Here is a 13,373-nt window from a genome sequence, read left to right as displayed (position 1 = left end):
GATTCTCTCAGGTCACCGGGGGTTTCAGGCGGCGAGCTGCTCCCGCGCGGAGACGAAGGCGTCCACCGCGCGGTGCACGTCGTCCGTGGAGTGCGCGGCGGACAGCTGGACGCGGATGCGGGCCTTGTCCTGCGGGACGACCGGGTAGGAGAAGCCGATCACGTACACGCCGCGCTCCAGGAGCAGCTCCGCCATGCGGCCCGCCTCCGTCGCGTCGCCGATCATGACGGGCGCGATGGGGTGGTCGCCGGGGAGGATGTCGAAGCCCTCCTCGGTCATCCGGCGGCGGAACAGAGCGGTGTTCTCGGCGAGCCGTACGCGCAGGTCGTCGGCCGACTCCAGCAGGTCGAGCACCTTGAGGGAGGCGGCGGCGATCACCGGGGCGAGGGTGTTGGAGAACAGGTACGGACGCGAGCGCTGGCGCAGCAGGGCGACGATCTCCGCGCGGGCGGCGACGTAGCCGCCGGAGGCACCGCCCAGCGCCTTGCCGAGGGTGCCGGTGATGATGTCGACGCGGTCCATGACGCCGTGCAGCTCGGTGGTGCCGCGGCCGCCGGGGCCGACGAAGCCGACGGCGTGCGAGTCGTCGACCATGACCATGGCGTCGTAGCGGTCGGCCAGGTCGCAGATCTCGGCGAGCGGGGCCACATAGCCGTCCATGGAGAAGACGCCGTCGGTGACGATCAGGCGGCGCCGGGCGTCGGAGGCGTCCTTGAGCTGCCGCTCCAGGTCGGCGAGGTCGCGGTTGGCGTAGCGGAGGCGGCGCGCCTTGGACAGGCGGATGCCGTCGATGATCGAGGCGTGGTTGAGTGCGTCGGAGATCACCGCGTCGTCAGGGCCGAGGAGGGTCTCGAAGACGCCGCCGTTGGCGTCGAAGCAGGAGGAGTAGAGGATCGTGTCCTCCTGGCCGAGGAACGCGGAGAGCCTGGCCTCCAGTTCCTTGTGCACCTCCTGGGTGCCGCAGATGAAGCGCACGGAGGCCATCCCGTAGCCCCAGCGGTCCAGTGCCTCGTGGGCGGCGGCGACGACCTCGGGGTGGTCGGCAAGGCCGAGGTAGTTGTTGGCGCAGAAGTTGAGGACCTCGCCCGGGCGGCCGCCCGCGGTGACCTTGACGGTCGCGGACTGCGGGGTGCCGATGACGCGTTCGGGCTTGTGCAGGCCGGCGGCGCGGATCTCGTCGAGGGTGGCGCGCAGATCGTCGCGCACGGAGTCGAACATCTCAGAAGCTCCTGAAGACAAAGGTGACTTACGCGGTCCAGTCGAGGATGATCTTGCCGCCCCTGCCGCTCGCCGCGTCGGCGAACGCGGCCTCGAAGTCGCGGTGGGAGTACCGGCCGGTGATCACCGGGGCGAGGTCGAGGCCGCCTTCGAGCAGCACGGACATGGCGTACCAGGTCTCGAACATCTCGCGGCCGTAGATGCCCTTGACGGTGATCATGGAGGTGACGATCCGGGCCCAGTCGACCGGGAACTCCTCGGCGGGCAGGCCGAGCATGGCGATCCGGCCGCCGTGCGTCATGTTGGCGATCATGTCGCGCATGGCCTCGGGGCGGCCGGACATCTCCAGGCCGATGTCGAAGCCCTCGCGCAGGCCCAGCTCGCGCTGGCCGTCGGCGATGGTGGCGTCCGAGACGTTCAGGGCGAGGCTGACGCCGACCTTGCGGGCGAGTTCCAGCCGCTCCTCGCTCACGTCGGTGATCACGACGTTGCGGGCGCCCGCGTGCCGGGCCACGGCGGCGGCCATCAGGCCGATCGGTCCGGCGCCGGTGATGAGGACGTCCTCGCCGACCAGCGGGAAGGACAGCGCGGTGTGCACGGCGTTGCCGAACGGGTCGAAGATCGCGGCGACGTCGAGGTCGACGGGGACGCGGTGCACCCAGACGTTGGAGGCGGGAAGGGCGACGTACTCGGCGAACGCCCCGTCCCGTCCGACGCCGAGTCCGACGGTGGCGCGGCACAGGTGGCGCCGTCCGGCCAGGCAGTTGCGGCACTTGCCGCAGACCAGGTGGCCCTCGCCGCTGACGCGGTCGCCGGTCTTGATGTCGGTGACGTCGCGCCCGGTGCCGACGACCTCGCCGACGAACTCGTGGCCGACGACGAGCGGGGTGCGGATGGCCTGCTGCGCCCAGCCGTCCCAGGCCCGGATGTGCAGGTCGGTGCCGCAGATCCCGGTGCGCAGCACCTTGATGAGGACGTCACCGGGTCCCACGGCGGGCTCGGGCACGTCCGCGAGCCACAGCCCGGGCTCCGCCTTCTCCTTGACCAGCGCCTTCAACGGAACGGCTCCTGACGGGGGTGAGGTCCCGGCGGTGGGCACGCCGGAGCGGCCCGCGTCCGGGAAGGGGAGGGGAATCGCACAGCAATCTGCCGTACGACACCGCCCCGGGTCCATCGAGCCTTTCTTAAGCCCGGCCGCAGCTTTCCTTCACGCCCTTCGCGCGGGCCGCCGCGCGGGCCCGCCCGCAGCTCACAGGGGCAGCCCGTCCTCCGCGCTGCGCTCGATGCGCCGTACGAGGTCGGCCGCCGTCGACTTGATCGTGGCCAGGCCCGCGGTCCCCCAGGTACGGGGCCGCACGTCGGCCGCGGACACGGTGCCGAGGACCGTCCCCGTGCTGTCGATGAGCGGGGCGCCGAGGTAGGAGCGGATGCCGAACGTGTCGACGACGGGGTTGCCCGCGAAACGCGGGTAGTCGCGCACGTCCTCCAGGACCAGCGCCTTGCGCCGGACCACCACGTGGGGACAGAAGCCGTGGTCCCTGGGCTGGAGCCGGCCGAACTCGGGGCTGGTCCCGTCGCCCCGCGTCACCGGCGGGACCTGGGGCACCCGCAGACCGGCGAAGAACTGCCCGCCCTCCACCAGGAAGTTGACCATCGCGTACGGCGCCTCGGCGAGGGCCGCGAGGTGGGTGGCGAAGACGTCGAGGGCCGGATCGGGGCGTTCCGCCAGGCCGAGCCGGCGCAGCCGTCGTACCCGGGCGGGGGCCTCCCGGTCCTCGGGGGTGAGCAGCAGACGTCCGGCCGGGCGCGGCGGGTCGTAGCTCATGGGCGGACTCCGGCGCCGGACCCGGACGCCGGGGCCGGGGTGTGGGCGATGAGGTGGCGTACGAGGGTGAGCAGCGTCTGGACGCCGGAGCTGGAGATCCGGGCGTCGCAGCGCACGATCGGGATCTCGGGGTGCAGGTCCATGGCCGCGCGCACCTCCTCGGGGTCGTAGCGGTAGGAGCCGTCGAACTCGTTGATCGCGACGACGAAGCCGAGTCCGCGCTCCTCGAAGAAGTCGACGGCGGCGAAGGACTCCTCCAGGCGGCGGGTGTCGGCGAGGATCACCGCGCCGAGCGCGCCTTCGCACAGCTCGTCCCACATGAACCAGAAGCGTTCCTGGCCGGGCGTTCCGAACAGGTACAGGACGTGTTGGGGATCGAGGGTGAGGCGGCCGAAGTCCATGGCCACGGTCGTTTCGAGCTTGTTCTCGATTCCGTCGAGGTTGTCGGTCGCGGCGCTGACCGTGGTGAGCAGTTCCTCCGTGCTCAGCGGTGCGATCTCGCTGACCGCGCCGACGAAGGTCGTCTTGCCGACGCCGAATCCGCCCGCCACGAGGATCTTCAGGGCGGTGGGGAACGGGTCGGCGTCTTCGCCGTGTGCGTGGTCAGAGCTGTCGTCGTAGTCCATCGAGCACTGCCTCCAGAAGGGCCCGGTCCGTGGGGTGGTGGTGGAACGCGGCGGGGGGTTTGGTGGTCAGCGCGCCGCAGTCGACGAGGTCCGAGAGCAGCACCTTGGTGACCGCCACCGGAAGCCGCAGATGTGCGGCGAGCTCGGCGACCGGGAGGGGCGCCCGGCACAGGTCGAGTGCCTGCGCGTGCTCGGGTCCGAGGTAGCCGAGGGGGGTCGCCCCGGTGGCCATGACCTGGGACATCAGGTCGAGCGAGACGGTGGGCCGGGTACGGCCGTTGCTGACGGTGAAGGGGCGCACCAGCCGTCCGGCCGCGTCGTCGAGCCAGGGCCCGTCGCCGGCCGCGGCCACCGTCAAGGCCTCATCGCCGGGGGTTCGACGGCGTGCTGCCGGGGCGCGGTGACCAGGTAGGGGCGGACGCTCTTGACCAGCATCGCCATCTCGTAGCCGAGGACGGCCGCGTCGGCCTCGCGGCCGGCCAGCACGGCGAGGCAGGTGCCGGAGCCCGCGGTGGTGACGAAGAGCAGGGTCGAGTCGAGTTCGACGACGACCTGCCGCACGTCCCCGCCGTCGCCGAAGCGGACGCCGGCGCTGCGGCCGAGGGAGTACAGACCGGAGGCCAGGGCCGCCATGTGGTCGGCGCTGTCGGCGTCGAGTCCGTGGACGGACTTCACGAGTCCGTCGGCGGACAGGAGCACCGCGCTGCTGGTGTGCGGTACGCGCTGGACGAGGCCGCTCATCAGCCAGTCGAGGTCGGACACGTGGCCGGTCGGCGCATCGCTCGCCATGGTGGATCGACTCCTTGGGGTACGAAGGTCTGCGGGAGCGCTGGTCGTGGGAGTGGGGGTGGGGGCGGTTGTGGGGGTGGTCGTGCGCAGGGTCATTCGGCTGTCACGCCCGGGTCGCGGTGGGTCGGTGCCAGAGGCGCCGGTTCGGTGTGCTGCTGGGCCTCCGCGAGGCCGACGCCGCGCTGGAAGGCGGCCATCAGACCCGGGTCGTGCCCGGTGTACTGCTCGGGTTCCTGGCGGGGAGCGGGGCCACCGCGCAACTGGGGCGCGATGTGCTCCTGGGCGCGGCGGCGCGGCAGTCGGGGCTTCCCCATGGTGCCGCGCACCGCGCTGTGCCGCGGGACGGGCGGGGTGGCCGCGTGCTCGGCGAGGACGCCCCGGTCCTCGGACCGCACACCGGGCACGGCGGCGGCCGGGGTGGGGCGGTTCCGGTGCGTTCCGCGCACGGGCAGCGGCGCGGGTTCGCCGTCGGCCCTGCGCACCTGGGCCGGCCCCGGCACCTCGGAAGCGGGGGCGGGAACGGGCGCGGGCGGGGGTACGGCGTGAGCCGGTCGGGCGGGCACCGGCGTCGGCGCGGCCGGAGCGGGTGCGTCGAGGGTCGGTACCTCGGAGGTGCGTGCGTCCGGTGTCGGCACGGGGAGCGTGGTGGACAGGCCGCCCGGAGCCTGCGGCGTCACAGGAGACACGGCCCGCAACTGCTGCCCGGGCGGCGCCACGGGTACCGGTCCGGCACCGGTGGCCTGCGTCTGCCGCGCCCCGCCCCCGGGCAGCGCCCCCGGCTCGGTGCCCAACAGGGCCTGGGGCACGACCAGTACGGCCTGGACACCGCCGTAGATGTTGGTCTGCAGCCGCACGGTGATGCCATGCCGCTTGGCGAGCTGGGAGACGACGAACAGCCCGATGCGCCCGTCCGCGAGCAGGTGGGCGACGTTGACCTGGTCGGGGTCGGCGAGCAGGGCGTTCATCCGGCTCTGCTCTCCGACGGGCATGCCCAGTCCGCGGTCCTCGACCTCGACGGCCAGGCCCGAGGTGACGAGGTTGGCGCGCATCAGCACCTGGGTCTGCGGGGCCGAGAACAGGGTGGCGTTCTCGACGAGTTCGGCCAGCAGGTGGATGACGTCGGCGACGGCGTGGCCGCGCAGGGTGCCGTCGATCGGCGGCACCAGCCGGACCCGGGAGTACTGCTCGACCTCGGCGATGGCCGAGCGCAGCACCTCGGTCATGTCGACCGGGTTGCTCCACTGGCGGCGGGAGACGGCACCGCCGAGCACGGCGAGGTTCTCGGCGTGGCGGCGGATGCGGGTGGCGAGGTGGTCGACGTGGAAGAGGCCCTTGAGGAGGTCGGGGTCCTCGATCTCGTTCTCCAGCTCGTCCAGGATGGAGATCTCCCGGTGCACCAGGGACTGCAGGCGCCGGGCGAGGTTGACGAAGACCTCCAGCTTCTGTTCGCTGCCCGCCTGGCTGGAGAGCTGGGCGGCCCGGACGACGGCGGTGACGGCGCCGTCGTGTGCGCGGGAGAGGTCGGCGGCGAGCAGTTCGAGGTCGTCGGCGTCGTCCGGCGGGCCGCCGCGCGGGGTGCGCGGGGGCGGGGCCTCGCCGCGGCGCAACGCCTCGACGACGGCGCGCAGGTCGCCCTCGTGGCGCGCGGTGCTGCGCCGTAGCGCGCCGACGCGGTCGTGCACGGACCGCGCGGCGCGGTCGGCGGCGACGGCGGCGATGGCGACGGCCGCGAGGGTCACCGAGACGGCACCGGCCAGGACCCCCCACAGGACGGGGGCGGGCCGGGCGCCGGTGGACCGGACGGTGAACAGGACGACCGCGCAGCCGCTGAGGGCGACCGCGACCGGCGGCAGGACGGCGAGCCTCAGGAGTTGGGACCGTATGTGGGTCTCGGGGAGCGTGGCGGTGGTACGTGGGGCCGGCCGGCCGTGCCGCCCGCCCTCGCGGCGGTCTGCTCGCGCGGCCGGGGCGCGGAGGTGAGACATCGGTGTCCTCGTACTGGTCCGTGTACTGGTCCGTCGGCCCTGCGTCGCCCGACGGACACTGACAGTAGTCGTCTGCTCCTCATGTGCGGTGGGCAGTTGCCAAAGTCCCCCGGGCAACGTCCCGCTCTGGTATGAGGCCTCGTACGACAGACCGATAAGCCGGATACACACCCGTTCCCGAATGGCGGAGAAACGGTCGGACTCCATCAAATTCAGTCACCGCGTGTGACGGCGACAGCGGGCCGGAGACACCCGGCGGTTCGGACGCGAAGGGAAGGCGGATTCTCGGCCGGAATTCGCTCTTGACTCCCTCCGTTCACAGGGGTTCGACAGCATCCCGCTGTCGGCCGGCGCGTGGTCCGCCCGCGGATGCGCCGCCCCTCGCCCGGCAGGGCCGCTCCCCCGGAGTGGCTGCGGGCGGGGCCGGTGGCCAGGGCGCGAGCGCGGAGTGGGTGCGGCTGGAGGCCCCCGATGACCTGCTGGACCACCCACCGCGCTGGTCGGGGGCCGGGGCCCCTGCCGCCGTCGGACGGGTCGCGTCCGACCGTTGCGACCTCGGGAAGACGCCGAAAAACAACTTCAGGATTTCGGGAACGTCCTGACCGGCCGTCCCGGGTCGAGGGTGTAGTTCCAGGTGCCGTGCCAGTCGTGGGGTGTCAGCGGCAGGGCGGCGACGACCTCGTCCGGGACGTGGACGCGGACGGGGCCCTCGGCGGGGCCGGACTCGGCGAGGACGGCCGGGCCCGTGCCGGTGGCGGCCTCACCGATCCCGCTGACGACGACTTCGTGACCGGTCAGCGGCCACCCCCGCCAGTTCGTGCTGATGCGGGACAGGAGCCGGTGCTCGCTCCGGTTCCATTTCGAGGTTCCCGGCGGGAGGTGGCAGGCCGTCACGGTCAGGCCGGTGGAGCGGGCGAAGTCCGCGAGTCCCTTCTGCCACGCCCGCACTCTGCAGCCGTCCGAGCCTCCGGCGTCCGCGGTGATCAGCAGGCGCGCGGCATACGGGTGGCGGCGGCGGCCCTCGCCGTCCCACCAGCGGCGCAGCGTGGCCACCGCGAACGCGGCCGTGTCACCCTCACACCCGGCCGGCACCCGGTCGGCGTCCGCGGGCGGTTCGTGGATCCCGTACGGGTCGGTCCCGGCGCCCGCGCGGTGGCCCGGCGCCGGCGTCTTCCTGGCGTCCACACTGATCACCGGCTGTCCGGCGTCGGCGAACTCCCGGACCCGGCTGCTGATGTAGCGGAACTGGGCGTCCCGGTCCGGGTGGCGGGCCCCCTCGGTCGTGCGGCCGGCACCTCGCAAGGAGAAACCTTCCTCCTTCAGCAACGCCGCCACCGTGTCCGAACCGACCCGGAGGCCCTGAGCGGTCAGCGCCTGGGCCAGCTTCCGGGTCGACTTCGTCGTCCACAGCAGCGGCGACTCCGGATCCCCGCGGGGTCCGGGCTCCACCAGTGCCAGCAGGGCCGGCACCAGGCCGGGGTGCTTCTCCCGCAGCCGCTTGCGCCCGCCGCCCGCACGCCGCACCCGGCCCGGCGGTCCCGGGTCGCCGGCGAGTTCCGCCACGCCGCGCGAGACCGTCTCCCGCGAGACCCCGGCAGCCCCGGCCACCAGCCGGATGCCTCCGCGCCCCAGAGCCCTCGCGTCCGCCCCCAGTGCCAGCCGCCGCTGCCGCTCGTCCAGATGCGGCAACAAGCAGGCGTACTTCTCCGCCAGAACCGCCTCGATCCCCTCGGCCACGGCAACACCCTACGGCTCCGGCGGCCGCGCGAGAACCCGTAGTTATTTTTCGGCGGCGGGTCGGCGGAGTGTCGTAGAACAATCCATCCCAGCATGTTGCGGCCATTTGCAGCCAACCTGGACCGTAGCACTACCGTTACCTTGGACCGATGCTTTAGATTCGGCGCAGGAATTCGATCTGCGCAACATTCTTCACCAGGGGCTTTGGCGATCAAATACGGTCACCGGGAGCGGAATGGAACCCTTCTGTAACACAGAGCGAAGCCTGGCTACCGCACTTCAGGAAGCAGCTAGAAGAGGGACCATCAGGGGGACAAGATTTCGTGTCGGCCGGAAAGAACACGTGTACAATCTCGGTCAGCCCGATGCGCACGTCTATCTGGTCGAGAGCGGCCAGGTGAAGACACTGACGCACACCCGCGACGGAAAGCAGTGCCTGCTGTCCATACACGGTCCGGGCGACGTGTTCGGGGAGTCGGGCGTGCTGGCCGCCAAGCACACCGAGACCGCACAGGCCATGCAGGTCACGACGTTGGTGCAGGTCCACGTCGCGCAGATCATGAACGACTGCGATCCGCCGCTGCGCGAGGCGCTGATCGGTCACATGGCGAACCGTCTGCTGGAGCAGCAGCAGGTGATCGCCAATCTGGTGACGATGGACAGCGAACACAGGCTGGCGGCATTGCTGGTGAAACTCGGGGAAAAGGTGGGCAGACGCAAGGACCAGACCGCTCAGATACGCGATCGAATAACGCAGGAAGAGCTGGCGGAAATGGTCGGGACAACACGTTCCCGCGTCGGCTACTTCCTCAAGAGATTCTCGGTGGCCGGCGTGGTGCATCGCACCGATGAAGCACATCTGTGTATTCACATAGCCGAGCTGACGGACTATCTGGAGAACTCATCCTTGTCCGCCGGTCTGTAGGACCTGTATACCGGAGCGGGATATCCCGGAACATTCGGTGGCGGCGCCCCGGCGGCGCCGCCCGATTCCGGGGACTCCTCCCGCACCGCCTTCTCCATCCGGCGAACCATTTCCTCCAGCAGGCGCTGGGACGTGCCGAAATTGAGCCGGATGAAGCCCTCACTCCCGTACTCCCGGCCGTCGCTGACGGCCACCTTGCCGCGACCGAGGAAGAACTCCGCCAGATCGTCACTGCCCAGCCGGTCGGCCAGCCGCCGGCCGTCGAGCCACGCCAGATAGCTCGCCTCCGGCGGGACCAGCTCCAGGTCCGGGCCGAAGGACTCGAACAGTTCGACGAGCATCCGCCGGCTGCCGTGCAGGTAGTGGCGGACGGCACGCAGCCAGGGATCGCCCAGGGTGAAGGCGGCTTCGCTCGCGCTCACCCCGAGTATGCCCACGCCGTCCCGTTCCCTCGGCCGCATCTCCATGAGCCGGTCGTGGTCCCGGGACCGGCCGGCCACCGCCATCGCACACTTCAGACCTGACAGGTTCCAGCCCTTGCTCGCCGAGGCCGCCGTCACCGTCGCCACCCGCGCCGCCTCGGGCAGCGAACCGAGCGGCACGTGCCGGTGCCCTGGGTGCGTGAGCGGGGCGTGCACCTCGTCGGAGATCACCGCGACCCCGAACTCTGCCGCCAGCTCGAGGACTTCGCGCAGTTCGTCGCCGGTCAGGACCCGGCCGGTGGGGTTGTGCGGGTTGCACAGGAAGTACGCGGCGGCCCCGGCCCGGAAGGCCCTGGCCAGCCCCTCCAGGTCGAGCCGCCAGCGGCCTCCGCGCAGCCGCATCGGCCGGGGCACGACCTGGCGGCCGGCCGCGGCGATGGCCTCGAAGTAGGGCGGATAGGCGGGCACGTCGACCACGATGCCGTCGCCCGGCTCGGTGAACTGCTCCAGCGCCACCTCCATCACCCGCATGGTGTCCGGGAACAGCACCACCCTCCGCGGCTCCACCCGCCAGTCGTAACTCGCCCGCGCCCAGGCCGCGAACGCCCGCTGCACGGGCGCCTCGGTGGTGTAGGCGTAGGCGTAGCCGAGGTCACCGCCCACCGTGAGGTGCGCCCGAATGGCTTCGAGCACCGGCTCGGCGACGGGGAAGTCCATCTCGGCGATGAACGCCGGGAGTATGTCGGGCGGGTAGCGCCGCCACTTCTCGCTGCGCCGGGTGGACAGCGAGACCGCGCGCAACCCGTCGAACAGGTGGACCAGCTCCTGCTGTACCTCCGACAACGACTCCTCCTCCGTCGCTTGGGCGGGGCCGCGGCGGGGCCGCCCCGTACCGCGGGGCGACGCCGGGTCTCACCAGGTGACCGGCAGTTCCTTGACGCCGTGGATGCCGAACAGGTGGTGCCAGAACGGCACGTCGGCCGCGGGGACGGCGAGCCGCAGTCCGGGCAGCCGGTCGAACAGCCGGCCCACGGTGACCTGGAGCTCGACGCGGGCCAGGGACTGCCCGGGGCACTGGTGGGGACCGTGACCGAAGGCCAGCTGGCCGCGGGCGGTGCGGGTCACGTCGAAGCGGTCGGGGTCGGGGAAGACATCGGCGTCCCGGTTGGCCGTCGCCAGCTGGCACACGACGCCCTCCCCCGCGCGCACGGTCCGCTCCCCGATGGTGACGTCCTCGGTGGCGATCCGGTTCATGCCGATCTGCATGGCCGTCTGGTGCCGCAGCAGTTCGTCCACCGCGCCCGGCAGCAGCGCCGGGTCGGCGCGCAGGGCGGCCAGTTGTTCCGGGTTCTGAAGCAGCAGCATGGTGCCGGTGCCGATCATGGTCGCGGTGGTGTGGTGGCCGGCGGCGAGCAGCAGCCAGGCGATGACGGCGACCTCGGCGCGGTCCAGCAGGCCGGGGGCGACCTGTTCGACCAGCAGCCGGCTGATCAGGTCGTCGCCGGGCTGCTTCTCCTTGGCCGCCACCACCCCTTCGAGATGGTGGAGGATGTCGTCCTTGGCCCGCAGCGTCTCCTCGGGGGTGCTGCGGCCGTTGATGAGGACCCGGGTGCGGGACTCGAACAGCGGGCTGTCCTCGGCCGGCACCCCGAGCAGTTCGCACACGACGGTGGACGGCACGGGGTAGGCGAGCTCCTCCATGAGGTCGAGCGGGCCGCCGCGCTCCTCCATCAGGTCCAGGCGGTGGTCCACGATCTGCTCGATCCGGGACCGCAGTTCCTCCGCCCTGCGTCCGGTGAAGTCCCTGGCGAGCATCCTGCGGTAGCGCAGGTGCTCGGCGCCGTCGAGCCGGGGGAAGGTGCCCTTGAGGACCTGGGGCACGGGCCGGGGGAACATCCGCGGGAAGTCCGGGTGGGCGCTGTCGGCGCTGAAGCGGGGGTCGTCCAGCACGGCCCGTACGTCCCGGTGCCGGGTGACCACGCGCGCCCGCTGTCCGCTGGGCAGGGTGACCGGGGCGAACGGGTCCTCGGCCTGGAACCGACGGTATCCGGGCGGCGGGTCGAAGGGGCAGCCCGGCGCCTTCTCCTGCGGAAAGGCGGGCGGTCCGGCATCGGCGTCCCGCAGCGGTCCGGCGTTGTCGGTCGTGTCCGTCATAGGAAACCCTTCCCTCGCTGCCACCATCGGCCCGCTCCCGGCACGGGTCGCGACCCTACGTTCCGGCGGTGCCCCGGTTCTGTTCACTTCTGAGCATCGGCGCCATCGACGGCTCGGCTCAGGCGTCCGGATGGGCCAGCACGACCGCGGTGTTGATGCCGCCGAAGCCGAACCCGTTCGAGAGCACGAATCCGCCGGACGCGCGCCGCGGCTCGTCGCGCACGAAGCGCAGACCGTCGTCGACGGGTTCGCGAAGACCGGGGTCGGGGTGCACGAACCCGGCCCGCAGTTGCAGTACGGCGGCCACCGCCTCGACCACGCCGGCAGCGCTGAGGCAGTGCCCGGAGAGGGTCTTGGTCGCGTTGATCCAGGGGCCGTCGTCGCCCGCTCCGAAGACCTTGCGCAGGGCGTCGGCCTCGGTACGGTCGCCCAGCGGTGACCCGGTGCCGTGGGCGCTGACCCAGCCGACGTCCGCCGCGCCCACGCCCGCTCGCGCGAGGGCCCCGGACATGGCCCGTGCCTCCCCGTCCACCGACGGGTCGGCCAGATGGTTGCCGTCCAGGACGACGGCGCCGCCCGCGATCCCGGCCAGGGCGGGCGCGCCGCGGAGCCGGGCGGAGGCGGCGGTCTCCAGGACCATGCAGGCCGCCGCCTCTCCGGGGTGGAAGCCCCGGTGGCCCGTGTCGAACGGCGCCGGTGGGCGCGGGGGCGCGCCGTCCGCCGGGGCCATCGCGCCGAGCGTGAGGAAGCCGCGGGTCTGCAGCCGCGACAGACGGGTCATGGCACCCACGACGAGGCACACGTCGGCGGCCCCTGCGGTGAGCATCCGGGCACCGTGGACGAGGGCGAGGTTGCCGCTCGCCGAGGCGCCGCCGACCGTGCAGCCCTCGCCCCGCAGGCCCAGGATGCGGCTGAGCGTGGCGACGTGGTCGGTGTCCTGGTGCTGCAGGGCGTAACGGGCGGGCAGATGGGCGGGGTTGCGCTCGGCACGGGCCCGGCCGTCCTCGGTGACCCGCTCCGTCAGGTTGTTGCCGGCCACCGTGACGCCGATCCGCTCGGGCGGCGGCGCCGTACGGTCGAGTCCGGCCTCCAGCCATGCCTGGAGCGCGGCGACGACGCCCGTCCGTACCGGGACCGGCGCCCGCAGCACGGTCCGCCGGGCCGCGCCGCGCAGGGCGTCGGGCAGGCCGGGCAGCGTCTCCAGGGCCCGGTCGGGTACGTCGTCCGCCGCCAGGTCGGCGGTGAACGCGGGCCAGGACACGCCCGGCCGGTCCGCGTCGGCGGGCGGGGGCGGCGCGCCGAGGGCGCACCGTCCCGAGCGCAGGGCGGCGGTCAGGTCCTCGGGGCCGGACGCGACGGCGCCGAGCACACCGAGCCCGGTCACCACCACCGCGCGCCCGTCCGCGGCAGGTCCGCTCACAGCTGCTTGCGCATGAGTGCGGCCAGGGTGCCGATGTCCATCCCCTGGTGGAACTCGTGCACGGGCACCGCGATGTCCAGCTCCTCCATGGTCAGGGTGACGATCTCGGCCCGGTCGATGCTGTTGCAGCCCAGGTCGGACAGGGTCCGGTCGGGTGTGAACGAGGCCGGTTCGACCTCCGGCACGATGTCCAGGGTGGTGCGGCGCAGCACCGCCAGGACTCGTTCCTCGGCGTTGTCCGGGCCGGCGACGCTTGCGTCCGATCCGTTCAT

General features: G+C 72.4%; 12 protein-coding genes and 1 pseudogene. 1 reads left to right on the top strand and 12 read right to left on the bottom strand.

The window, feature by feature from the left end; all coding sequences use genetic code 11:
• Nucleotides 1-24: 24 nt before the first annotated feature.
• From ACZ56V_RS18965 to ACZ56V_RS18930, 8 genes and pseudogenes are all read right to left on the bottom strand, one after another.
• A complete protein-coding gene (locus ACZ56V_RS18965) occupies nucleotides 25-1,218 on the bottom strand; it encodes a glycine C-acetyltransferase (RefSeq protein ID WP_468943596.1) in 1,194 nt (397 codons plus the stop codon).
• Between the two features lie 28 nt (nucleotides 1,219-1,246).
• Nucleotides 1,247-2,275 carry an L-threonine 3-dehydrogenase gene (gene tdh / locus ACZ56V_RS18960; RefSeq protein WP_467384358.1) on the bottom strand — a complete coding sequence of 343 codons (1,029 nt, stop codon included), beginning with the start codon at nucleotides 2,273-2,275 and terminating at the stop codon, nucleotides 1,247-1,249.
• Between the two features lie 192 nt (nucleotides 2,276-2,467).
• A complete protein-coding gene (locus ACZ56V_RS18955; RefSeq protein WP_468943593.1) occupies nucleotides 2,468-3,043 on the bottom strand; it encodes a GAF domain-containing protein in 576 nt (191 codons plus the stop codon).
• Nucleotides 3,040-3,669: a GTP-binding protein gene (locus ACZ56V_RS18950; RefSeq protein ID WP_398916443.1), complete on the bottom strand. Its 630-nt coding sequence runs from the start codon at nucleotides 3,667-3,669 to the stop codon at nucleotides 3,040-3,042. The genes ACZ56V_RS18955 and ACZ56V_RS18950 overlap by 4 nt, the downstream gene beginning before the upstream one ends.
• Nucleotides 3,647-4,021: a DUF742 domain-containing protein gene (locus ACZ56V_RS18945; protein ID WP_104633374.1), complete on the bottom strand. Its 375-nt coding sequence runs from the start codon at nucleotides 4,019-4,021 to the stop codon at nucleotides 3,647-3,649. Before ACZ56V_RS18945 ends, ACZ56V_RS18950 begins: the two co-directional genes overlap by 23 nt.
• Nucleotides 4,022-4,023: 2 nt before the next feature.
• Nucleotides 4,024-4,458: a roadblock/LC7 domain-containing protein gene (locus ACZ56V_RS18940; protein WP_104633373.1), complete on the bottom strand. Its 435-nt coding sequence runs from the start codon at nucleotides 4,456-4,458 to the stop codon at nucleotides 4,024-4,026.
• A 92-nt stretch (nucleotides 4,459-4,550) separates the two neighbouring features.
• Nucleotides 4,551-6,443: a sensor histidine kinase gene (locus ACZ56V_RS18935; RefSeq protein WP_468943590.1), complete on the bottom strand. Its 1,893-nt coding sequence runs from the start codon at nucleotides 6,441-6,443 to the stop codon at nucleotides 4,551-4,553.
• A 603-nt stretch (nucleotides 6,444-7,046) separates the two neighbouring features.
• Nucleotides 7,047-8,180: pseudogene (locus ACZ56V_RS18930) on the bottom strand (ISAzo13-like element transposase-related protein); the annotation flags it as partial.
• A gap of 235 nt (nucleotides 8,181-8,415) precedes the next feature.
• Between ACZ56V_RS18930 and ACZ56V_RS18925 the strand changes: the two are divergent.
• Nucleotides 8,416-9,105, top strand: coding sequence for a Crp/Fnr family transcriptional regulator (locus tag ACZ56V_RS18925; protein ID WP_398916509.1), 690 nt, complete (start codon nucleotides 8,416-8,418; stop codon nucleotides 9,103-9,105).
• Here ACZ56V_RS18925 and ACZ56V_RS18920 read toward each other — a convergent pair.
• From ACZ56V_RS18920 to ACZ56V_RS18905, 4 genes are all read right to left on the bottom strand, one after another.
• Nucleotides 9,069-10,370, bottom strand: coding sequence for a MalY/PatB family protein (locus ACZ56V_RS18920; RefSeq protein ID WP_468943587.1), 1,302 nt, complete (start codon nucleotides 10,368-10,370; stop codon nucleotides 9,069-9,071). The two genes, ACZ56V_RS18925 and ACZ56V_RS18920, sit on opposite strands and share 37 nt — an antisense overlap.
• 69 nt (nucleotides 10,371-10,439) lie before the next feature.
• Nucleotides 10,440-11,681 (bottom strand): cytochrome P450, encoded by a 1,242-nt coding sequence (locus ACZ56V_RS18915; protein WP_398916448.1) that lies wholly within the window; start codon nucleotides 11,679-11,681, stop codon nucleotides 10,440-10,442.
• Nucleotides 11,682-11,799: 118 nt separating this feature from the next.
• Nucleotides 11,800-13,101 (bottom strand): beta-ketoacyl synthase N-terminal-like domain-containing protein, encoded by a 1,302-nt coding sequence (locus tag ACZ56V_RS18910; RefSeq protein WP_468943584.1) that lies wholly within the window; start codon nucleotides 13,099-13,101, stop codon nucleotides 11,800-11,802.
• A complete protein-coding gene (locus tag ACZ56V_RS18905) occupies nucleotides 13,098-13,373 on the bottom strand; it encodes a phosphopantetheine-binding protein (protein ID WP_398916453.1) in 276 nt (91 codons plus the stop codon). Before ACZ56V_RS18905 ends, ACZ56V_RS18910 begins: the two co-directional genes overlap by 4 nt.

The sequence above is a fragment of the Streptomyces sp. NPDC034099 genome (assembly GCF_055575415.1).
Note: the sequence above shows the minus strand (reverse complement) of the source record. Positions and strands in the feature narration are given on the sequence as shown.

Bases quoted from the DNA above. Each gene is read 5' to 3' on its own strand.
- ACZ56V_RS18950 (WP_398916443.1), bottom strand. From the start codon at position 3,669: ATGGACTACGACGACAGCTCTGACCACGCACACGGCGAAGACGCCGAC.
- ACZ56V_RS18935 (WP_468943590.1), bottom strand. From the start codon at position 6,443: ATGTCTCACCTCCGCGCCCCGGCCGCGCGAGCAGACCGCCGCGAGGGC.
- ACZ56V_RS18965 (WP_468943596.1), bottom strand. From the start codon at position 1,218: ATGTTCGACTCCGTGCGCGACGATCTGCGCGCCACCCTCGACGAGATC.
- ACZ56V_RS18940 (WP_104633373.1), bottom strand. From the start codon at position 4,458: ATGGCGAGCGATGCGCCGACCGGCCACGTGTCCGACCTCGACTGGCTG.
- ACZ56V_RS18905 (WP_398916453.1), bottom strand. From the start codon at position 13,373: ATGAACGGATCGGACGCAAGCGTCGCCGGCCCGGACAACGCCGAGGAA.
- ACZ56V_RS18925 (WP_398916509.1), top strand. From the start codon at position 8,416: ATGGAACCCTTCTGTAACACAGAGCGAAGCCTGGCTACCGCACTTCAG.
- ACZ56V_RS18955 (WP_468943593.1), bottom strand. From the start codon at position 3,043: ATGAGCTACGACCCGCCGCGCCCGGCCGGACGTCTGCTGCTCACCCCC.
- ACZ56V_RS18915 (WP_398916448.1), bottom strand. From the start codon at position 11,681: ATGACGGACACGACCGACAACGCCGGACCGCTGCGGGACGCCGATGCC.